Here is a 21,269-nt window from a genome sequence, read left to right on the forward strand (position 1 = left end):
CCACAGAAGAGCCAGCTCATCCGTGGGTTAGGCGCTTTTCGCCGAAGGCAGCTTCGATACCAGGCGCAGCGATACAGTCAGCCCTTCAAGCTGATAGTGCGGGCGCAGGTAGAACTTGGAGTTGTAGTAACCCGGGTTGCCTTCGACGTCTTCCACGATCACTTCGGCGGCAGCCAATGGGTGCTGGGCCTTGGTGGTTTCGGTGGAGTGCGCCGGGTCGCCGTCGACATAGTTGAGGATCCAGTCCTGCAACCAGCGCTGCATCTCGTCCTTCTCTTTGAAGGAACCGATCTTGTCGCGCACGATGCACTTCAAGTAGTGAGCGAAACGGCAGGTGGCAAACAGGTACGGCAGGCGCGCAGCCAGGTTGGCGTTGGCGGTGGCGTCCGGGTCGTCGTATTCGGCCGGCTTCTGCAACGACTGGGCGCCGATGAACGCGGCGAAGTCGGTGTTCTTCTTGTGCAGCAGCGGCATGAAACCGTTCTTCGCCAGCTCCGCTTCACGGCGGTCGCTGATGGCGATTTCGGTCGGGCACTTCATGTCCACGCCACCGTCATCGGTAGGGAACGTATGGGCCGGCAGGTTTTCCACTTCACCGCCGGATTCCACGCCACGGATGCGCGAGCACCAGCCGTAGTGCTTGAACGAACGGTTGATGTTCACCGCCATCGCGTACGCGGCGTTGGCCCAGGTGTACTTGGAGCTGTCGGCGCCGTCGGTGTTTTCTTCGAAGGCGAAGGCTTCCACCGGGTCGGTCTTGGCGCCGTACGGCAGGCGCGCCAGGAAGCGCGGCATGGTCAGGCCGATGTAGCGCGAGTCTTCCGATTCACGCAGCGAGCGCCAGCCGGCGTATTCCGGGGTGGTGAAGATCTTGGTCAGGTCACGCGGGTTCGACAGTTCCTGCCACGAGCCCATGCCCATCACGGTCGGCGAGGCCGCAGCGATGAACGGAGCGTGCATGGCGGCGCAGACTTTGGACAGCTCGCCCAGCAGCTCGACGTCCGGTGGCGACTGGTCGAAGTAGTAGTCGCCGACCAGGCAACCGTACGGTTCGCCGCCGAACTGGCCGTATTCTTCTTCGTACATCTTCTTGAAGATCGGGCTCTGGTCCCACGCGGTGCCCTTGAATTTCTTCAGGGTCTTGTGCAGGTCCGGCTTGGAGATGTTGAGCACGCGGATCTTGAGTTGCTCATCGCTCTCGGTGTTGTTGACCAGGTAGTGCAGGCCACGCCAGGCACTTTCCAGCTGCTGGAAATCCTGGTGATGGATGATCTGGTTGACCTGGGCGGTGAGCTTGGCGTCGATGGCGGCGATGATCGATTCGATCGATTTGATCGCGTCGTTGGACACCAGGTCAGTCTGGGCCAATGCCTGTTCAGCCAAGGTGCGCACGGCGGTTTCCACGGCTTCGCGGGCACGCTCGGTCTTGGGCTTGAATTCTTGCATCAACAGCGAGGCGAACTCGCTGGTTTCTTCAGTGGCGCCGAGTTTGAGCGCGCCTTCACGGGCGGTATTGTCAGTCATGATTATTGGTCCCCTGCAGGCTTAGGCGCGCTGGCAAGTGCCTGAAGCAGTGCCGGGTCCTTGATTGCCTTCATGATGATTTCTTCAGCGCCGGTCTTGCCGTCCATGTAGGTCAGCAGGTTGGCCAACTGGGTGCGGGCTTCGAGCAGCTGTTTGAGCGAGTCGACTTTGCGGGCCACGGCGGCCGGGCTGAAGTCGTCCATGCTTTCGAACGTGATATCCAGGCTCAGGTTGCCTTCGCCGGTCAGCTCGTTCGGTACGTGGAACGCGACGCGCGGCTGCATGGCCTTGAGGCGCGAGTCGAAGTTGTCGACGTCCACTTCAAGGAACTTGCGATCAGCCACGGGCGCCAGAGGTTCGGCAGGTTTGCCGGCGAGGTCGGCCATCACACCCATTACGAAGGGCAGCTGGACCTTTTTCTCGGCGCCGTAGAGCTCGACGTCGTACTCGATCTGCACCCGAGGCGCGCGGTTGCGCGCGATGAATTTCTGAGAACTTTGCTTCGCCACGTTGCTGCTCCTGGTCGCTTGAGCGACGGTGTTGTTACTGCGCAGTCGGCCGGCTTACTCGCCGTCCGGGCCACGCAGGTTTTCAAATTGGGACATGCCATCGGGAATCAGATTGCGCACGATCGCCGCAAAGTCGGCATGCACCAGGTTCTTGGCCCGGTTCAACAGCACCGGCAGCGGGCTCGAAGGCTCGTGACGGGTGTAGTACGCAAGGATCTTGTCGAGGCTGCGCAGCACCTCATCACGGTTGGCGATGTCGCCGGCCGGGCGGGGTGCGGCGGGGGCAGCGGCGTACTCGACCGAGGGGGCATTGTCGTCACTGACGGCCTCGGGTTCGCTGCTGCCTTGGGTGTCTGGAACCGCTTGGTTGAGCACTTGCAGCGCTTGCTTGAGCGGTTGCTTCAAGAGGGTCAGGTCCACGCCCTGGGCGGAACCGACCTGGTCGCTGACCTGCTGCTCGATGGCTTCGCAGGCCGCACGCGCGGCACTCAGGGCGTCGCGGGTGGCTTGCAGGTGTTCGGGATCGCTGTCGAGGAACGCGGCGTTCAGTTGCTGGGCGCCGAGTTGTTCATCGGGGAAATTCATCAGGCCGCTGGCGTTCAGCGCGGCGCGCAGGCTCACGGGGCCGAACGTGCGCGAGCGCGTGAGGATGCTTTCGCGCAGCAGGCGAATGGTCGCGTCGCTGGTCAGGCCGGACAGGGCGTTGATGCGCACAGTCGGGTCGTTATCGTCGTCGGCATCCAGGCGCGGGTGCAGGTCGGTCCAGTATTCGCGCAGCAGGGCGTTGATCAGCGTCAGGACGTCGGCCAGCCCGGCCACACCCTGGAGGGCGAGGGAGCTTTGCAGGAGGAAATGGGTGATGCGCAGGTCTTTGCTGCGCTGCAGCAAGTCGAGGCTCTGCTGCTGGATGCTGCGCCATTCCGGTGGCTCAGCGGGCAGGATGGAGTCTCCCATGCTGCGCTCAGGCTGGCCCTTGGCATCACGCTCCAGTTGGAGAAATTGCGCGTCATACTCCATGTCTTCGCCACAGGGCGAAGTCGCGGAAACGGCGGCGAGCAGCAACGGCACATCCACTGAAATTGATCTCCCTATCAGCCCGTTAGATGTCGGGCAATTCATGCATTAGTTGCGCAAGGAACTTTGCATGTTTTCTTGGTCATATAAGCACAGTGCTACTAATGTGCCATCATTGGTATTCAAGAAGTTGTGCATTTTTGGTGTAGTACTTATGCATTGTCAAGGTAAGCTATTCGCCCTCTGTGACAGATGTGCGGTGCTTAACAACCTGCGCGACTGGTGGGTCGAACGACGCACCGGGACAGGATTTTTGTCATAGAGCCCAGTTAAGATCAGCGATCATGCTGGCATCAGCAGGTTGTAGACGGTCGGATGCACGACCTGATGGGGATCTCTCGGGAAACGCTGTCCCGGGAATCGTCCGCGCGCGAAGTATCAGCAAGGAGGCAAGATGTCGCTGTGTTTGACTATCACTAGTTATCACAAGATCACCCCAGGGCAGTGCGCCGAAAAGTCCATGAATCAGGGCTCGATGGCGATCGGCCGCAGTTCGGATAATGACTGGGTATTGCCTGATCCTGAGCGGCTGGTGTCTTCGCAACACTGCGTTATTCAATACAAAGACGGCCGTTATTATTTAACCGATAACAGCACCAACGGTGTGGAGTTGGTTAACGCCGGTGTTCGCATGCGCCGGGGTAATAGCGAGCTGCTGCAAAACGGCGAACTGATCCGCATCGGCGATTACGAGATTCAGGCGCGTATCGATTTCAATGTGCAGGCCGTCGATAGCCAGCCGTTTGCCGGTGAGTCGCCAAACAGCTTTGAAGCGCTGATGGGCGCCGTGGTCAGTGCGCCGGTAGCGACGCCCGTGATCGCGCCGCAGTTCCAGGGCGCCTCGGCGATGGACACCCTGCCGGACCTCTTTGACTTCCTCAGCCCCACCGCCGTGCCGCCGCCGACCGTACCCGACCACGTGCCCTCCGAGCAACATGACTTCCGCCCGCCGACGCCAGTGGCTGCGCCTGTAGTCGCAGCGCCCGTGGTGCCGGGCTCGGTGATTCCTGAAGACTGGGACTTGTTCGGTGACGCGCCAGCGCCGGTGGCCAGCACGCCGCCGCCCCTGGCACCGACTCCACCTCCAACTGCTCCGGTCATCGCGCCGCCACCTGTGGTCGAGCCCGTGCTCCCCGTGGCCGACAGCCAACAACCCGACCTCCTGCAAGCCTTCCTGCGTGGCGCCGGCCTCGACCAACTGCGTCTGGACAACGCCCAAGCCGAAGCCCAGATGGAAAGCATCGGTCGCAGCTACCGGCTGATGGTTGAAGGCCTGATCGACGTGTTGCGCGCCCGCGCCAGCCTCAAGGGCGAGTTCCGCATGCAGCAGACGATGATCCAGCCTGCTGAAAACAATCCGTTGAAATTTGCCCCGAATGCCGAGGAAGCGTTACTGCTTTTGCTTCGCCATGGCAACCAAGCGTTTATGGCGCCGGACCTTGCCGTGCGGGACAGTTTCGACGACTTGCGGGCCCACCAGTTGGCCGTGATGGCCGGGGTGGAAGCCGCGATCAAGCACTTGCTCACGCGCTTCGAGCCGGCCCGGCTTGAGGAACGCATGGGCAAGCCCGGCGGGCTGTCGAGCCTTTTCAATGGCTCGCGCCAGGCCCAGTACTGGCAGCAGTTCACCGAGCTCTACAGCAATATTTCCCGCGAGGCCCAGGAAGACTTCCAGGACCTGTTCGGCCGCGAATTCAGCCGAGCCTACGAAGAACACAGCGCACGACAGCGTCGCTAACGCCACGCCGCAACAATGGATCAACGGATAGCTAAATACGTCATTGAGGACGCAGGATGATTCCCAGGTTTTTACTCGCAGTCGCCACCGCGCTGCTGCTGACGGCGTGTGCCAACGACGCCGTCAAACCCGAAGCGGCGGCCGAGGAGCAGGCGGATACCGCTGCCGTCGAGTTGCACTTCCACGCAATTTCCGGGCTTAACCCCGGCGCCAACGGTCAGGCCGCTCCGGTACGCGTGCGCATTTTCGAACTGAAAAACGCCGCCACCTTCGCCCGCTCCGATTACTTCGCCCTGGCCGACCGCGCCCAATCGACCCTTGGCCTGGACCTGCTGGACCAGGACGAAGTGATGGTCCAGCCCGGCCAGCAATTGAGCATCCAGCGCGACCTCGACCCGTCCACGCGCCAGATCGGCTTGCTGGTGGGTTACCGCGAGTTGGACCGTGCGCAATGGCGCACGGTAATCAACGTGCCAGCGCGCCAATACACCGAATACCAGATCAGCCTCGATGTGCGTGCCGTGCGCGCCGACGTCGTGGTTTCCCCATCCAGCCCTGCCCAATAACAAGCAATCGGAGCCCCCATGTCCTGGAACAATCGCGTGGTCTGGTCGGAAGGCATGTTCATCGGAACGCAGCACTTCCAGCAGCATGACCGTTACCTGGAAAACCTGATCGACGCCCGCAGCCGCCCGTTGGCCGCCGGTGCCTGGGGGTTTTCCGAGTTGCTGATCGACCAGGGCCTGTTGGCCCAGGGCAAGCTGGCCATCGTCTCGGCACGCGGCCTGTTGCCTGACGGCACGCCGTTCAATATCCCCCAGGATGACCTGGCGCCGAGCCCGCTGAACATCGACGACAACCTGCGCGACGGCCTGGTGTACCTGGCCTTGCCGCTCAAGCGCGCCGGTGCGCGGGACACGGTTGACGAAGGCGAAGCCCTGGAGGCTGCGCGCTACGTAAGCCAGGTGCGCGAAGTGCGCGACGACAACGCCCCGTTCGAAAACCGCGCGCCGGTGGCCGTGGGTTCCCGTGCGTTGCGGCTATTGACCGCCCAGGACGGCATCAGCGACTACGCCGCCATCGGCCTGGTGCGCATCAAGGAAAAGCGCGCCGACCGCGCCCTGGTGCTCGATGACACTTACATCCCACCGGTATTGGACGTGGCCGCGAACAAACCGCTGACCGCGTTTCGCAGCGAACTGCTGGGCCTGTTGCACCAGCGCGGCGAGGCCCTGGCTGGTCGCGTGGTCGCGTCGGGCGCGGGTGGTGCATCGGAGATTGCTGATTTCATGCTGCTGCAACTGGTCAACCGCGCCCAGCCGCTGATCCAGCATTTCAGCCAGTTGAGCCCGCTGCACCCGGAGCGCTTCTTCAGCGAACTGGTGAGCCTGGCCGGTGAGTTCTCGACCTTTTCCACTGCGGGCCGTCGTCCCCAGGAATACCCGCAGTACCAGCACGATGACCTGGCCCTGAGCTACGCCCCGGTGATGGCTGCCTTGCGTGAAGCGCTGTCGATGCTGATCGACAGCAAAGCCACGCCAATCCCGATTGTGGAAAAGGCCTACGGCATCCATGTGGCGATGCTCGCCGACAAAACCCTGCTCGACAACGCCAGTTTCATCCTGGTGGTGCGTGCCGATGTGCCCGGCGAAACCCTGCGCGGCCGTTTCGGCCAGCAGAGCAAGGTGGGCGCGGTGGAGCACATCCGCGACATGGTCAACCTGCAACTGCCGGGCATCGGGCTGGTGCCGTTGCCGGTGGCGCCGCGCCAACTGCCGTACCACGCGGGCAGCACCTATTACGAGCTGGACCGCGGCAGTGAGCATTGGCAGCAACTGAGCAACTCCGGCGGTTTTGCCTTCCACATTGCCGGGCAGTTCCCGGGCTTGAACCTGGCCTTCTGGGCGATCCGAGGATAATCCGCGATGCATCCCAATGATGACGACCGCACCCAGTTCATGCCGCGCCCAGGTGGCCGTGCGCCGGAACCTGCGCGGGCAGAACCGGCACCGCTGTCGATGCCGGCTGCACCGATGCTCACCGGCAAAAGCCAGGGGCTGAACCCACTGGAAAGCGCCGCTGGCCCGCTGCTGGCCCTGCTGACGCGCCTGCGCAATACCATCGCCCACCCGGCGCCAGCCAGCCTGCGTGCGCAGTTGCTGGCCTACCTGCGCCAGTTCGAAGAGCGCGCCGAAGCCGCCGGTGTGGCGCGCAACGAAGTGCTGCTGGCCCGTTACGCGCTGTGCACCGCCCTCGATGAAGCCGTGTTGAGCACGCCGTGGGGCAGCACCAGCGATTGGGGCAAGCAAAGCCTGCTGATCACCGTGCACAACGAAGCCTGGGGCGGCGAGAAAGTCTTCCAGTTGCTCGACCACTGCCTGCAAAGCCCACGGGAACGCCTGTACCTGCTGGAGCTGTTGTACCTGTGCATGTGCCTGGGTTTTGAAGGCCGCTACCGTGTGATGAACGACGGTCGCAGCCAGTTGGAAGCCTTGCGCGAGCGCACCGCTGCCGCGATTCGCAGTGCCCGTGGCGAGCATGAGCGCGAGCTGTCGCCGCACTGGCGCGGCGTGACCGTGGCGCGGGACCGCCTGGCGCAATTCATGCCGCCGTGGATCGCCGTGGCCATTGGCGTGGCGCTGTTGTTGGCGTTGCTGTTCACCTTGCGCATGCTGCTGGCGTCGCAGGCGGAGCCGGTGTTCAAGAATATCCATGCCCTGGGCGAGATCCCGGTGCAGGCCATCGACCGTCCAGTAGCGCAGCCCAAGGTCATCGAACGGCCGCGTCTGGCCGGGTTCCTGGCCGAAGACATCAAGGCCGGTCGCGTTGCCGTTGAAGATAAAGTCGACCGTTCGGTGGTCACCATTCGTGGCGATGAACTGTTTGCATCGGCCAGCTCCAGCATTGTCGACGACTACCAGCCGCTGATGCTGCGCATCGCCGATGCCATCCGCAAGGTCAAGGGCCAGGTGCGCGTCACCGGCCACAGTGACAATCGCCCGATTGCCACGCTGCGCTTCCCGTCCAACTGGGCGCTGTCCGAAGCGCGGGCCAAGTCGGTGCTGGATATCCTCGCGGCCAAGACCGGCCAGGCGGATCGCTTCAGTGCCGAGGGCAGAAGCGACACCGAGCCGTTGGCCACCAACAGCACAGCCGAAGGCCGCGCCCGCAATCGTCGGGTTGAAATCACCGTATTGGCGGAGGGCGTCGAGTGAAGGCGTTTTTCAGTTTCATGATTCGCTGGGTGATCCCGGTGCTGGGCCTGATCGCCTTGAGCCTGATCATCTGGTTTGTCGGGCCGTTGCTCGACGTGCTGGTACCGCAAGGGCGCCGCTGGGCGCTGATCATCCTGGTGTTCGGCGTGTGGATTGCCTACCGCGTGTTCCGCATCATCCAGGCCCGCCGTCAAGCCGCCGAAGTGATGCGCAGCCTTGCCGCTGAAACCCCGGCCGATCCCAATAACGTGGCCACCGCCGAAGAGTTGTCGACCCTGCGCCAGCGCATGGACGAAGCCCTGGCACTGCTGAAAAAAGCCAAGCTCGGCGGTGACGAGCGGCGCAACCTCTACGAGCTGCCGTGGTACGTGATCATCGGTCCGCCGGGTTCGGGCAAGACCACCGCGCTGGTCAACTCCGGCCTGCACTTCCCGCTGGCCGCGCAATTGGGCGCCGGTGCGGTGCGCGGCGTGGGCGGTACACGCAATTGCGATTGGTGGTTTACCGATCAGGCCGTCCTGCTCGACACCGCTGGCCGCTACACCACCCAGGACAGCAACTCCACGGTGGATAAAGCCGCGTGGCTGGGCTTTCTCGACCTGCTGAAAAAGCAGCGTTCACGCCGCCCCATCGACGGTGCGTTTATCGCCATCAGCCTCTCGGATCTGCTGCTCGGCACCGATGCCGAGCGCGCCGCCCATGCGGCTGCGATTCGCCTGCGTATCCAGGAGCTGTACACCCAATTGGGTGTGCGTTTCCCGATCTACCTGATGCTGACCAAGCTCGATCTGGTGCCGGGTTTCATGGAGTACTTCGATAACCTGAGCAAGGAAGAGCGCGCCCAGGTGTGGGGCATGACCTTTGCTTTGGACGACGGCAAGCACAGCGACAGCCCGTTGGCCCATCTGCAAAGCGAATTCGCAGGATTAGAGCAACGCCTCAACGAACGCCTGGTGGAGCGCCTGCAACAGGAACGCGACCCGGCGCGGCGCGACCTGATCTACGGCTTCCCGCAGCAGTTCGGCGCGTTGAAAGATTGCCTGCAAAGCTTCCTCGAAGGCGTGTTCAAGCCCAATGCCTTTGAAGAGCGCGTGCTGCTGCGCGGTGTGTATTTCACCAGCGGCACCCAGGAAGGCAGCCCGATTGACCGCCTGATCGGCGCCATGGCCCAGAGCATGAACCTGGACCGCCAGCACCTGGCACGCCAGAGCGGCACCGGGCGCAGTTACTTCATCGAAAAGTTGTTCACTGCCGTGGCGTTTGCCGAGCGTGGCCTTGTGGGTGTGAACCCCAAGGTCGAGCGTCGGCGCAAGTGGATTGCACGCGGTGTACTCGCGGCCACGGTGGCGTTGGTGGTGGTGGTCAGCGGCCTGTGGTGGGTGAGTTATCGCGCCAACCAGGCGTATATCGCCCAGGTCGACCAGAAGGTCGCGCCGCTTGGCCAGACTGTGCAGAACCTCAGCCCGGCGCAGCGTGAAGTCCTTGCGGTGCTGCCGTTGCTCAACGCAGTGAAGAACCTGGCGGGTGATTCGCCGAGCTGGTCCGAAGGCCTCGGCTTGTATCAGGGCGACATGCTCGAAGCCGAATCCGCCAGCGTGTACCGCAAGCTACTGATCGCGGTGTTCGCGCCGCGTCTGGTGACGCGCATCGAAGAGCAACTGCACGGCGGCGGCAACTCGGACTTCCTCTACGAAGGCCTCAAGGCCTACCTGATGCTGGCCGACAGCGAGCATTACGACCCGGACTTCATCAAGGCCTGGATCGCCCTCGACTGGGACCGCAACCTGCCCCGCGACCTGCCGGCCGAGCAGCGCCAGGCGTTGACCGGGCACTTGCAGGCGCTGTTTGATCGTCACCCGCCGAACGCACGCCTTGATCCGCGCTTGATCGATGACCTGCGCCGCCAACTGCAACAGCTGCCGGTGGCCCAGCGTGTCTACGACCGGGTCAAACGCCAGAAACTGCCCGAAGGCATCCCGGACTTTCGCATCAACGAAGCCGCTGGCCGTGATGCCGCGCTGGTGTTCAGCCGTAAAAGCGGCAAGCCGCTGGGCGAGCCGTTGAGTGGGTTTTTTACCGCCAAGGGCTATCGCCAGGCCTTCCTGCTGAGCAGCCTGAACCAGACCGGCACCCTCGCTGAAGAGCAATGGGTGCTCGGCCATGAGCAGGCCGATCAACAGAACGTGGTGAGCCTGGCCGCCGACGTGCGCCGCCTGTATTTCCAGGACTACCAGCGCCAGTGGGATGCCTTGCTCGCCGATATCGACTTTGTGCCGATCACCAGCGTGGCCCAGGCGGCCGATGTGCTGCGGGTGATTTCCGGGCCGACGTCACCGCTGAAAAAGCTGCTGGTGGCGGTGGCCAAGGAAACGGACCTGCAAGCTGAGGAACGCCAACTGGTGGCCAAGGGCGTACCGGTCGAAGGCGGTGTCGACAAGCTCAAGGAGCGCCTCGGCAGCCTGCTCGGCCAAGACCAACCGACCGCCAATGCACCCCAGGCGGCGGATGATCCGGTGACCGCGCACTTTGCCGAACTCAACAGCATCGTCAGCAAGAATGAAGGCGAGCCGGCGGCCATCGACGGCCTGCTGTCGGACATGAACGCGCTGTATGTGCAGGTCAGCGCGATGGTCGGCGCCAGCGGCGATGCGCTGCTCGGCGAAGCCAAGAACCAGGCGGCGGCTGCGGCCACGCGGGTCAGCCTGAATGCCGAACGCCAGCCGCCGCTGGTGCAGGGCATGGTCAAGTCGGTGGTCAACTCCACCACCAACAGCATGATGGGCGGGGTGCGTAACCAGCTGAACGCGGCCTGGGTCAGCGAAGTGGTCAACGTCTATCGCCAGTCCCTGGCAGGGCGTTACCCGATGTCGCCGGGCAGTGCGCGGGACGCCACGCTGGATGACTTCGGTCAGTTCTTCGGTGTGGGCGGGGTGATGGACAACTACTTCCGCAAATACCTGCAACCCTACGTGGATACCTCGGCGCCGACCTGGCGCTGGCAGCCGGGTGCGGCGCAGAAACTGGGGATTGCACCGGGGGTGCTGCAAACCTTCCAGCGTGCCGCGACCATTCGTGACGCGTTCTTCCGGTCGGGCGGCACCCAGCCTATCGTGCGTTTCGAACTCAAGCCGGTGTCGATGGACCCGACCATCACCCAGTTCCTGCTCGACCTCGACGGCCAGCAATTGAGCTACGACCACGGCCCGAGTCGCCCGGTGGCGATGCAATGGCCGAACCCCGGCAGCATTGGCGTGGTGCGGATCTCCATCATGCCGCCATCGGCCAGTGGCCGTTCCGGCGTGACCCTCGACGGCCCGTGGGCGTGGTTCCGTCTGCTGGAGCAATCGGACCTTACTGCCGGCAACTCGCCGGACCGCTTCAACCTGCGCCTGCGGGTCGACGGCGCGAGCATCGCCTACGAGTTGCGCGCCAACAGTGCCTTCAACCCGTTCAAGAGCCGTGTGCTCAACGGCTTCAGCCTGCCGGAGCGGCTATGACGACCCTGGGTTTCTACGGCAAGTTGGCCAGTCGCGGGGATTTTGTCAGCCGCGCCTTGCCCCAGAGTTTTGTCGGCCCGTGGGACAGCTGGCTGGCGGCAGGTTTGCTCGCCAGCCAGAACAGCCTGGGCGGTGATTGGCTCAAGGTGTATCTGGTCAGCCCGCTGTGGCGCTTTGTGCTGGCGCCGGGTGTGTGCGGGCCGGACGCTGCGGCGGGCGTGGTGATGCCGAGCATTGATCGGGTCGGGCGCTATTTCCCGCTGGCGGTGGTGGCCTTGCTTGATCACGACGCCAATCCCGCTTCGCTGGTAGGCGGGCCGGACGCGTGGTTCGAGCAGGCCGAAGAGCTGTTGCTCAGCACCTTGGACGCCGGCGCGACCTTCGAAAGCTTCAACGATGGTCTCGACAACCTTGGCTTGCCGACCACCGAGCCGCGTGCGGTAGACAGCCGTTTCGCCGGCCTGCAACGGGTGTCCGCCACCGTGCCCCACGAGCGCATGACCGCGCTCGCCGAACAGGCCTGCGAAGGCGCAAGCCTGTGGTGGGGCCGAGGTTCGGAACGTATTTGCGCTGGTTTATTACGGTGTCAGGGCTTGCCTGCCGCCGGCGATTTTGCGCAGTTTTTGCTCGGACAAGAAGGTGTGGTGTAGATGGGCGCGACGTACAAATCCGCGAGCAAAAGCCATGTGGGCATGGTGCGCCAGGTCAACGAAGATGCGTGCCTGGACCTGCCGGAAAACCGCCTGTGGGTGGTCGCCGATGGCATGGGCGGGCATGCGGCGGGGGACTATGTCAGCAGCCTGATCGTCGACAGCCTGCGCAGTGTGCCGTTGGGCCGCTCCCTCGACGAATACTCGGCGGCCCTGCGCAATGACCTGATCCGCATCAACGCCGCCGTACGCGAAGAAACCGCCAACCGTGGCGTGACCATGATGGGCAGCACCGTGGTGGTGCTCGCCGCCCGTGGGTTGCGCGGCGTCTGCCTGTGGGCCGGCGACAGTCGCCTGTATCGCCTGCGCGATGGCGTGCTTGAAGGCATCTCCCGCGACCACAGCTACGTGCAAGACCTGCAAGACAGCGGCCTGCTCAGTGAAGCCGACGCCCGCACACATCCGCGCGCCAATATCGTCACTCGCGCCGTGGGCGTGGAAGCCCAGCTCGAAGTGGCGGTGGTCGACCTGTTGATTGCCCCCGGCGACAGCTACCTGCTGTGCAGCGACGGCCTGAACAAGACCGTCGAAGACCGCGAAATCCGCGAAGTACTCAGCCACGACGCGCCGGATGAAATCGTGCGCAGCCTGGTGCACCTGGGGCTCAATCGCGCGCGCCGGACAACATCACCGCCATCGTTGTGAAGGTATCGGCATGAATATCGTGATTCCTGGCTACGACATCGAAGGCGAGATCGGCGAAGGCGCCATGGCCAGCGTGTACCTGGCGACCCAGCGCTCGCTGGAGCGCAAGGTGGCGCTGAAGGTGATGGCGGCGGCACTGGCGGCCGACCCGAGCTTCTGCGAGCGCTTTCTACGCGAGGGCAAGACCCTGGCGCGGCTGTCGCACCCGCATACCGTGACCATCCACGACATCGGCAATGTCGGTGAGCTGTATTACATGGCCATGGAGTTTTTGCCCAACGGCACGCTCAAGGAGCGCATTGCTGCCGGTATGACGCCGGAGCAGGGTGTGACGCTGATCCGCCAGATCGCCTCGGCGCTGGGTTATGCCCATGCGCAGGGGTTGGTGCACCGCGACGTCAAGCCCGCGAACATCCTATTTCGCGCTGACGGCACGGCGGTGCTGTCGGACTTTGGTATCGCCAAGTCCCTGGACGACCGCACCCAGTTCACCCAGGCTGGTTTTGCCGTGGGCACGCCGAGCTACATGAGCCCGGAACAGGCGCGGGGCCAGGAGATTGACGGGCGCGCCGACCTGTATGCGCTGGGTGTAGTGCTCTACGAAATCCTGGTCGGCAAGCTGCCTTACAGCGGCACCGACGCGCTGTCCACCGCGCTGGCGCACCTGACCGAGCCGCTGCCCGAGTTGCCAGTGCACCATGGCCGTTACCAGGGCGTGTTGCGCAAGTTGCTGGCCAAGGACCCGGCCGAGCGGTTCCCGGATGCGGCGGCGTTGCTGCTGGCGCTGGATCAATTGCCGATGGAGTCGCCGGAAGCCACGCTGGTGCGGCCGATTCCGCTGAGTTTCGACCTGGGCGGCATCACGCCGGAGTCCATCGAAATTCCGACGGCCAAACCCGAACCGGTGCGTCAACCGGTGGTGCCGCCGACGCAGCACAGCGAGCAGCGCCGTGGGCCGGTGTTGGCGCTGGCGGCGGTGGCTGTGGCGGTTGCCCTGGCGATTGGCGGTGCTTCCTATTGGTGGCTGAGTGGCGATGACGAGCCCGCCAAGCCGCCGGCCGCTGCAGTGCCGGCAGCAACGCCGGCAGCAACGCCCGCAGCGACACCAGCGGCGGCGGTGGTTGAGGCAGATGGCGGTCAGCGCCCGCTGTTGATGGCGGGCAAGAAAACCCTGTTCCAGCGCGTCCTCAGCAAGCCGGGCGCGAAGCTTTCGGATGAGGCCGGCAGCGCGCCGGGTAAAGCCCTGCCGGCGTTTTCGGTGCTCTACGTGTACCAACGCAAGGACGTCGACGGCCAACCCTGGGTGCGCGTTGGCGCCGCCACCGACGGGCGCAGTGACGGTTGGCTGCCGGCTGCCCAGGTCAGCGACTGGAAACAGAGCCTGGTGCTCAAGTTCACCGAGCGCTCGGGGCGTGCGCCGGTGATGTTCCTGCGCCAATCCGGCGAAGTGGAAAAGCTGCTCGCCGACCCGGCCGCCGCCAAGGGGGCGTTGGCCAAGGCGCAGAAAAACCGCGAAGACAATGGGCAAATCCTCGCCCTGGAACCCACCGCCAGCGCGGTGCCGCAGAACCAGTTCTACCTGTTGCCGATCTTCGACTCCAAGGAAAGCTTCGACGAAAACGGCCAGCCGGTGCAGTTGCTCAATGTCGCTTCGATCGACCCTGGCAGCAGCGCAGCGGCCAAGCCCGCGACGCCGGTGATCAGCGCCAATGCCGATGCCTTCCGCACCGCCGTGGTGCTGGTGGTGGACACCACGGTGTCGATGCAGCCGTATATCGACCAGATTCGCGACGTAGTCCATGAGCTGCAAACCCGCATCGGCGAGCGCGGCGAGTTGGACAGCGTCAGCTTTGGCATGGTGGGTTTTCGCAGCAGCATCAAGAAAACCCCTGGCCTGGAATACGTGGCCAAAACCCTGATCAGCCTCGACCAGGGCCGCGACCCGCAACGCTTCCTGGACATGGCGCGGCAGGTCAAAGCCTCCAGCGTGTCGAGCCATTCGTTCAACGAAGACGCGTTTGCCGGGGTGATGCAGGCGGTTGACGGCATGGACTGGTCCGGCTATGGCGGGCGCATCATCCTGCTGGTCACCGATGCGGGCGCGCTGCGCAAGAACGACCCGTTTGCCGCCACCCAGATGAACGAAGCCGAAGTGCGCCAGGCGGCGCTGGGCAAACAGATCAAGATCTACGCCCTGCACCTGCGCACCGACGCCGGCAAGAAAACCCACGCCGGCGCCGAGAGCCAGTACCGCATCCTCACCGCCGACGCCAACCCGCAGATCGGCGACCTGTACACACCGGTGCCCGGTGGCGATGTGCGCAAGTTGGGCGAGCGTGTCGACGAGATCGGCAGCGTGTTCGCCAACCTGGTACACCAGGTGCGCAGCAACACGCCGCAGCCTGTGCCGATGCTCAGTTCGGCACCGACCCTGGCGGACAAATCTGCCGCCGTGGGTTACGCCATGCACATGGACTTCCTCGGCCGCAAAACCGCAAGCCAGGCACCGCAACTGGTGAGTGCCTGGACCGCCGACCGCGACCTGACCAATCCCGCGTTGCCGGCGTTCCAGGTGTGCGTGATGCTGACCAAGTTGCAGCTCAATGATTTGCAGCAGTCGCTGAAACTGATCGTCGACGCGGCGCGCAAGACCCAGACCTCACCCAAGGATTTCTTCCAGGAAATCGCCAGCGCCTCGGCCTACATGAGCCGCGACCCGCAAGCCCTGCGCAAGGGCGGCAACCTGGCAGACGGCGGTATCCTCGGCGAATACCTGGAAGGCCTGCCGTACCGCAGCAAGTCGCTGAACATGACCCAGGATTTGTGGTTGTCGTTGAGCGTGGCTGAGCAGGAAGACTTTATCGACGAGCTGGATTCGAAAATCCGCCTTTACGAAACCTTCCATAACGACGTGGCCAACTGGGTCCGTTTCGGCGATGCCGAGCCGGGCGATGCGTTGTACCGCGTGCCGTTGTCGACGCTGCCGTAATGCTGAGCCTGAGCGCGGTGCACAAGAGCCGGGGCGTCGGGAGCCAGCGCTATAGCCTGGTGATCCCGGCGCTGCACCTGCGTGCCGGGGAGCAGGTGGCGATTGTCGGGCCCAGCGGTTGCGGCAAAAGCACCTTGCTGGACTTGCTGGCGATGGTCCTGGCGCCGGATCAGGTGGGCTGCTTTGAATTCAATCAGCAGGACATTGGCGGGCTGTGGCGTGCCGACCAGCAATCGGCCCTGGCCGCGTTGCGCAGCCAGCATCTGGGCTATGTGCTGCAAACCGGCGGGCTGCTGGGGTTTCTCGATGTGCGCGGCAATATCGCCTTGCCCCGGCAACTGCTGGGCTTGAAGGACGATGGCAGCGTGGCGCGCCTGGCTGAACAGCTGGAAATCAGCGACCAGTTGGCGAAGAAGCCCTCGGCCCTGTCGGTAGGTCAGCGCCAGCGCGTGAGCTGCGCCCGCGCTCTGGCCCATGCACCGCAACTGGTGCTGGCGGATGAGCCGACCGCCTCCCTCGACCCACTGAACGCCGAGCGTGTAATGCACGCGCTGCTGACCCAGGCCCGCGAGCACCGCGCCGCCTGTGTGATCGCCACCCATGACGAGCCCTTGGCGCGTGCCAGCGGCTTGCCGGTGCGGCGCATCAGTTGCCGCCGCGATGCCGACGGTGGTGTCACTGCCACCCTCGGCGAGGCGGGCTGATGCGCATCCCCTTGATCGCTTCCCTGGCCTGGCAGGATTACCGCAACGATGCGTGGCTGTCGGCGTGTTCGGTGTTGGCATTGGTGGCGGTGATCGCGCCGTTGCTGGTGTTATTCGGCCTGAAATTTGGACTGGTTAGCAGTTTGACCGAACGTTTGCAGACCGACCCGGCCACCCGTGAAATTATTCCGCTGGGCGGTGGTCGATTCAGCAGCGCATTTATCGAGCAGCTTGGCCAGCGCAGCGACGTAGCGTTCGCCGTGCCGCGCACGCGGCAGATTGCGGCGACGGCGCAGGTGGGCGCGCTGACCTTGGAAATGCTGCCGACGGCGCCGGGTGATCCGTTGTTGGGCGCCGTGGCGCTGCCACAGGGCCTGGGTCAGATCGTGCTGAGCCACACCGCTGCCGAGAAGCTGGCGGCGCGGCCTGGGGATCTATTGGAAACCCGCTTTGCCCGCCAGGTCGCCGGGCGTGTCGAGGAGCAGCGCACACGGGTGCAAGTGGTTGGGGTGCTGCCGCTGGAAGCGTTCGCCCGTGATGGTTTGTTCGCCGAACCGGGCTTGCTGGAAGCGGCGGAAGATTATCGCGACGGCCGTGCTGTGCCGGCGCTGGGATGGGCGGGTGATGAGGTGGCTGTGACTGAACAGCGGGTCTATCCGGCGTTTCGCTTGTATGCGCGCAGCCTCAGCGATGTGGAGCCGTTACGGGTGTATTTCGCTGGGCAGAACCTGTTGGTGTCGACCCAGGCAAACACCATCGCCCAGGTGCAGTCGCTGAGCCGCAACCTGTCGCTGGTGTTCTGGGTGATCGCCGGGTTGGCGTTGGCGGGAGCGTTTGCGGCGATCTTCGCGGGAGCCCTGGCCGCCGTGGCGCGCAAGCGTCGGGAATTGTCGGTGTTGCGCCTGTTGGGGTTTTCCACCGGCGCGTTGCTGTTGTTCGTGGTGGTGCAGGCGCTCTACAGCGCAGGGTTTGCCGCCTTGCTCAGTGCCGGTCTGTATGGCCTGGCCGAGGCAGCGTTAAACAAGTTATTCGTGCAGGTGCCGGGCGAATACGCCAGTCACCTGCTGGCGCGTCACTACGGCCTGGCCCTGGTTGCAGTCCTCGGCGTCAGCGCCGTGGCGGCGGCGTGTGGGGGTTGGCGAGTGGCGCGTATCCAGGCTTCTGAAGGAATCAGAGATGTATAAGTTACTGGGCGCCGCCCTGGCGCTGAGCCTGGCCTCGATGGCCTGGGCCGATGAAGCCAGCGATAAACTGGACAACCCCAAACCGTTGCCGGATGACGTGAGCCTGCCGCTGCCGTGCGAGGGCAATATGGTGTTCCGCTACGCCTACGTGCTGGCCCAGGGCACCCTGGACGACCGCGAGATCAGCCTCGGCTACCCCTTCGCCGAAGGCGAGGCCGGCTACCAGCAGTCGTTTATTTCCGGCTACCGCCGCGACTTTATCAACGGCCAGTTCACCCTCAAGGATTTGCCGAAAGACTGGAACAAAGTCATCGCGCCGTTGATGCCCAAGACCGACGCCAAGACGCCACTCAAGCCGATGCTGTACTTCATCGGCAAGTACGAAGTGACCGCGCGCCAATACGCCCAGGTCATGGCCCAGGCGCAGTCCCTGGCCAGCGGTGAACCGGCCCCGGCCTGCGATGCGCCGACCGGCATGGCCGGGCGTTTGCCCAAGGTGAAACTGTCGCGTTTTGAGGCTGAGCGCTTCTCGGCGGTGTACAGCGCGTGGTTGATGAAATACCACCGCGAGTTGCTGCCGGTCAGTGGTCGCGGTTCGTCGGCAGAAGACGGCGGCCTGGGTTTTGTGCGCCTGCCCACCGAGGTGGAGTGGGAGTTCGCCGCCCGCGGGGGCCAGGCGGTGAGCCGTCAGGATCTGGAAGGGCGCCTGTTCCCGCGTCGCGTCGAAGGCAGCGAAAGCGATGGCCCGCTGGGTGACTACGCCGTGTTCAACCAAGTCGCCGGCGGTACTGGCCAGGCGGCGCGCCTGATGCCCATCGGCACCAAGTTGCCCAATCCGATTGGCATGTTCGACGTGATCGGCAATGCCGCGGAGATGGTCCAGGAGTCCTTTCAATTGGTCCATGCCGGGCGACGCCAGGGCACCTATGGCGGCTTTGTGGTCAAGGGCGGCAACTACCTGGAAGGCGAGGGCACGCTGTTCACCGGCATGCGCCGCGAATACCCGCTGTTCGCCGCCGATGGCACTGAGCAAAGCAACGAAACCACGGGTTTTCGCGTAGCGATTGGCGCGCTGTCGGCGCCACGTTCGCGTTACAAGGAGCTGTTTGTACAGTGGCAAAAAGAAGGGCGCCTTGCCGCGCTGACCGACGCCATCGACGACGCCCAGGACCCGACCAAACGCTTGGACAGCATCATCGCCGCCAGCGTTGACCCCAAGCTGCAAGCCGAGCTAGGGCTGGTCAACGAAGAGCTCAAGCGCAATGTCTCGCTGATCGCCCAGCAACGCGAGGAAGCGGCGGGCAACCTGATCCAGTCGGCCGCCCTGGTGGCCGAGACCATCAGCAACTACAACATCCGCCTGGCCAACCTGCAGAAGAGCCGCCAACAGTCTCTGGACAACAAGGATGAGGCCAGCGCGCAGCTGTTTGATATGGCAATTGCCAACGGCCGCAGCGCCCTCGACGGCGCGGTGGCGATTTACATCGACAACCTGGCCACCGGCACGCGCTACACCGATGCGGTGATCCAGGCGCAGTTTCAACGGATCAAGGAAGAGTTGGATCGCAAGCCCGTGCTCGGCAAGAGCCTGGTGACGCGCGCAACACTGTTCGTCCGCCATGTCGGCAACTACCGCAAACAACAGCGGGCCGACCCGGCGACGATCTTGAAGGAACTGCTCGCAGCGAGCGGTCAGCGGTCTTGACCGTTGGTTGTGCGGCGAGCTTGGAAGGGACTCAGGCGGCAGTTGCCGGCTGGGCAAGTCAAACTTAGAAGAGAACACAACTTATGCTTTTTTCCCGTAAGGCGGTTTCCAAGCGTCACTTACTGCTGATTGCCGCTGGCTTCAGCACCGTGCTGACCGGTTGCGCCACATCGCCGGCCTCCAAGGTCGCGTCCAGCACCAAGGTCGAGTACTACCCCAACTGCTACGAGCCGGTGCAGCACTTGCGTGCCACCGATTCGAACATGACCAAGTCGGTCGTCACCGGTGCGGCCATTGGCGCAGCCGGCGGTGCCCTGCTCGGCGCCCTGACCGGCGACAAGGAAAAACGTGGCCGTAATGCCGCCATTGGCGCAGCCGGCGGCGCCCTGGCAGGCGGCGCGGCGGGTTATTACACCGAGCGTCAGAAGCAGATCGCCGATGACAACCAACGCATTGCCTCGTATGCGGCTGACGTGAACAAAAGCGCTTCCGACATCGATCGCAGCACCGCGTACGCCAAGGCGTCCCAGCAGTGCTACCAGAGCGCATTCACCAAATTGGTGTCTGATCGCAAGGCCAAAACCGTCAACGACACCGAAGGCCGCAAGCGCCTGGCGGAAATCGTCTCGGGCCTGAAGGAATCCAATGACCTGATCGTTGCGGTCAATGGCAAAGCTGCCGAAGACCTGAACAACTACACCCAGGCCTACGAGAAAGACCTGCAACAAGTGGGCGTGCAGCGTGCCGACGTGGTCACCGTGGCCAAGGCCGATGCAACACCTGCCGTGACGCCGGCCAACAAGAAGAAAGGCACCGGTACCAAGCCGCCGAAGAAGCCACCGCTGCCAACCGTACCGACTGAAGCGGTTTCCACCGAGAAAACCTTCCAGACCGCCCAGGCCAAGCAAGATGAAAGCAAGAAGGTCGCCAGCGCCGGTAAGACTCAGATCGAAGGCACCTGCCGCGATCCAAACCTGGCCGACTGGGCACCGGTGCCTTGCCCGAACGTTTAACTAACATGCTGCTATAAGCGTCAAACGCCAGCCGATCTTCCGCTAATGCGCTAGATCGGTGGCGTTCTTTTTGCAAATCGTTAAACTGCTGCGGCCACTTAATAATTACACCGAGGCCGTGTGCATGAAATTTCGTCTTCTGCTGTGGGTGCTGGGCCTGATGATGGGCAAAGCCAGCCGCACCAATCCTGCCTTCCAGCAACAGTTGGGTGATAAAGACCTGGCGTTCCAGTTGCAGACCCTCGACGGCAAGGTTGCCCGTCACTTCATCGTCAAAGACCAGCGCATCACCAGCCGCTCAGGGGTTCATCCCGCGCCGGCGTTCGCCATTGCGTTTAAAGATGCGGCCTACGGCTTCGCCACGATGCAGGCGAAGAACAAGCAACTGGCGTTCATGACGGGGATTCAGGACAAGTCGATCCAGATCAAGGGCAACCCGGCGCTGGTGATCTGGTTCCAGGGGCTGACCAAGTATTTGAAGCCGAAGAAAAAGAAGAACTGAGGTTTTTCAGTAAAACCGAGTTGAATTCATCGGGGGCAAGCCCCCTCCCACAGGGGAATGCATTCCAAATGTGGGAGGGGGCTTGCCCCCGATGAGGCCCTTACAATCAACACAAGAAACAGCATCTGTAACCCGAGCATTTAACGCGCTGCCCCTAGGGCAACGCAGTTCCATAAAAACAACAGCGAGGTGAAAGCATGTCTGGTAATCGTGGTGTCGTGTATCTCGGCAACGGCAAGGTCGAAGTACAGAAAATCGAC

15 protein-coding genes and 1 pseudogene are annotated in these 21,269 nt (G+C 63.5%); 13 read left to right on the top strand and 3 right to left on the bottom strand.

Annotated elements, in window-relative coordinates; all coding sequences use genetic code 11:
* Window positions 1-27 precede the first annotated feature (27 nt).
* From tssC to tssA, 3 genes are read right to left on the bottom strand one after another with little or no spacing between them, the layout of a single operon-like run.
* On the bottom strand, window positions 28-1,524 hold the full coding sequence (gene tssC, locus IQK56_RS17090; RefSeq protein ID WP_193901760.1) for a type VI secretion system contractile sheath large subunit: 1,497 nt from the start codon (window positions 1,522-1,524) through the stop codon (window positions 28-30).
* A gap of 2 nt (window positions 1,525-1,526) precedes the next feature.
* Entirely contained in the window at window positions 1,527-2,033 is a 507-nt protein-coding gene (gene tssB / locus IQK56_RS17095) for a type VI secretion system contractile sheath small subunit (protein ID WP_017135823.1), read from the bottom strand.
* Between the two features lie 54 nt (window positions 2,034-2,087).
* Entirely contained in the window at window positions 2,088-3,107 is a 1,020-nt protein-coding gene (gene tssA, locus IQK56_RS17100) for a type VI secretion system protein TssA (RefSeq protein ID WP_122308327.1), read from the bottom strand.
* A 394-nt stretch (window positions 3,108-3,501) separates the two neighbouring features.
* On the opposite strand from tssA, the gene tagH reads away from it, so the two are divergent.
* The 13 genes and pseudogenes from tagH (at window position 3,502) to IQK56_RS17165 (ending at window position 21,009) form a co-directional block, all read left to right on the top strand.
* Entirely contained in the window at window positions 3,502-4,845 is a 1,344-nt protein-coding gene (gene tagH, locus IQK56_RS17105; RefSeq protein WP_193901761.1) for a type VI secretion system-associated FHA domain protein TagH, read from the top strand.
* A gap of 56 nt (window positions 4,846-4,901) precedes the next feature.
* The gene (gene tssJ / locus IQK56_RS17110) at window positions 4,902-5,411 is read left to right on the top strand and encodes a type VI secretion system lipoprotein TssJ (protein ID WP_122308329.1); all 510 of its coding nucleotides are present in this window, start codon (window positions 4,902-4,904) and stop codon (window positions 5,409-5,411) included.
* 18 nt (window positions 5,412-5,429) lie between these two features.
* A complete protein-coding gene (gene tssK, locus IQK56_RS17115; protein WP_193864292.1) occupies window positions 5,430-6,764 on the top strand; it encodes a type VI secretion system baseplate subunit TssK in 1,335 nt (444 codons plus the stop codon).
* A gap of 6 nt (window positions 6,765-6,770) precedes the next feature.
* On the top strand, window positions 6,771-8,060 hold the full coding sequence (locus IQK56_RS17120; RefSeq protein WP_193864293.1) for a DotU family type VI secretion system protein: 1,290 nt from the start codon (window positions 6,771-6,773) through the stop codon (window positions 8,058-8,060).
* Window positions 8,057-11,557 (top strand): type VI secretion system membrane subunit TssM, encoded by a 3,501-nt coding sequence (tssM, locus tag IQK56_RS17125; RefSeq protein ID WP_122308330.1) that lies wholly within the window; start codon window positions 8,057-8,059, stop codon window positions 11,555-11,557. Before IQK56_RS17120 ends, tssM begins: the two co-directional genes overlap by 4 nt.
* On the top strand, window positions 11,554-12,207 hold the full coding sequence (gene tagF / locus IQK56_RS17130) for a type VI secretion system-associated protein TagF (protein WP_122308331.1): 654 nt from the start codon (window positions 11,554-11,556) through the stop codon (window positions 12,205-12,207). The genes tssM and tagF overlap by 4 nt, the downstream gene beginning before the upstream one ends.
* A pseudogene (locus IQK56_RS17135) lies at window positions 12,208-12,926 on the top strand (PP2C family protein-serine/threonine phosphatase). It begins immediately after the preceding gene.
* Window positions 12,923-15,901 (top strand): serine/threonine-protein kinase, encoded by a 2,979-nt coding sequence (locus IQK56_RS17140; RefSeq protein WP_193901762.1) that lies wholly within the window; start codon window positions 12,923-12,925, stop codon window positions 15,899-15,901. The pseudogene IQK56_RS17135 and the gene IQK56_RS17140 overlap by 4 nt, the downstream one beginning before the upstream one ends.
* Entirely contained in the window at window positions 15,901-16,605 is a 705-nt protein-coding gene (locus IQK56_RS17145) for an ABC transporter ATP-binding protein (protein ID WP_193864294.1), read from the top strand. The genes IQK56_RS17140 and IQK56_RS17145 overlap by 1 nt, the downstream gene beginning before the upstream one ends.
* Window positions 16,605-17,789: an ABC transporter permease family protein gene (locus IQK56_RS17150; protein WP_122308335.1), complete on the top strand. Its 1,185-nt coding sequence runs from the start codon at window positions 16,605-16,607 to the stop codon at window positions 17,787-17,789. Before IQK56_RS17145 ends, IQK56_RS17150 begins: the two co-directional genes overlap by 1 nt.
* Window positions 17,782-19,494: a formylglycine-generating enzyme family protein gene (locus tag IQK56_RS17155; protein ID WP_150674506.1), complete on the top strand. Its 1,713-nt coding sequence runs from the start codon at window positions 17,782-17,784 to the stop codon at window positions 19,492-19,494. Before IQK56_RS17150 ends, IQK56_RS17155 begins: the two co-directional genes overlap by 8 nt.
* Window positions 19,495-19,577: 83 nt before the next feature.
* A complete protein-coding gene (gene tagQ / locus IQK56_RS17160; protein ID WP_122308337.1) occupies window positions 19,578-20,507 on the top strand; it encodes a type VI secretion system-associated lipoprotein TagQ in 930 nt (309 codons plus the stop codon).
* Window positions 20,508-20,631: 124 nt separating this feature from the next.
* Window positions 20,632-21,009: a helicase gene (locus IQK56_RS17165; RefSeq protein ID WP_150674505.1), complete on the top strand. Its 378-nt coding sequence runs from the start codon at window positions 20,632-20,634 to the stop codon at window positions 21,007-21,009.
* The last annotated feature ends 260 nt before the right edge of the window (window positions 21,010-21,269 follow it).

The organism is Pseudomonas cyclaminis, from assembly GCF_015163715.1.
GTDB classification, from domain to species: Bacteria; Pseudomonadota; Gammaproteobacteria; order Pseudomonadales; family Pseudomonadaceae; genus Aquipseudomonas; species Aquipseudomonas cyclaminis.

Bases quoted from the DNA above. Each gene is read 5' to 3' on its own strand.
- tssC (WP_193901760.1), bottom strand. From the start codon at position 1,524: ATGACTGACAATACCGCCCGTGAAGGCGCGCTCAAACTCGGCGCCACT.
- tagH (WP_193901761.1), top strand. From the start codon at position 3,502: ATGTCGCTGTGTTTGACTATCACTAGTTATCACAAGATCACCCCAGGG.
- tssJ (WP_122308329.1), top strand. From the start codon at position 4,902: ATGATTCCCAGGTTTTTACTCGCAGTCGCCACCGCGCTGCTGCTGACG.
- tssK (WP_193864292.1), top strand. From the start codon at position 5,430: ATGTCCTGGAACAATCGCGTGGTCTGGTCGGAAGGCATGTTCATCGGA.
- IQK56_RS17120 (WP_193864293.1), top strand. From the start codon at position 6,771: ATGCATCCCAATGATGACGACCGCACCCAGTTCATGCCGCGCCCAGGT.
- tagF (WP_122308331.1), top strand. From the start codon at position 11,554: ATGACGACCCTGGGTTTCTACGGCAAGTTGGCCAGTCGCGGGGATTTT.
- IQK56_RS17140 (WP_193901762.1), top strand. From the start codon at position 12,923: ATGAATATCGTGATTCCTGGCTACGACATCGAAGGCGAGATCGGCGAA.
- IQK56_RS17145 (WP_193864294.1), top strand. From the start codon at position 15,901: ATGCTGAGCCTGAGCGCGGTGCACAAGAGCCGGGGCGTCGGGAGCCAG.
- IQK56_RS17150 (WP_122308335.1), top strand. From the start codon at position 16,605: ATGCGCATCCCCTTGATCGCTTCCCTGGCCTGGCAGGATTACCGCAAC.
- IQK56_RS17155 (WP_150674506.1), top strand. From the start codon at position 17,782: ATGTATAAGTTACTGGGCGCCGCCCTGGCGCTGAGCCTGGCCTCGATG.
- tagQ (WP_122308337.1), top strand. From the start codon at position 19,578: ATGCTTTTTTCCCGTAAGGCGGTTTCCAAGCGTCACTTACTGCTGATT.
- IQK56_RS17165 (WP_150674505.1), top strand. From the start codon at position 20,632: ATGAAATTTCGTCTTCTGCTGTGGGTGCTGGGCCTGATGATGGGCAAA.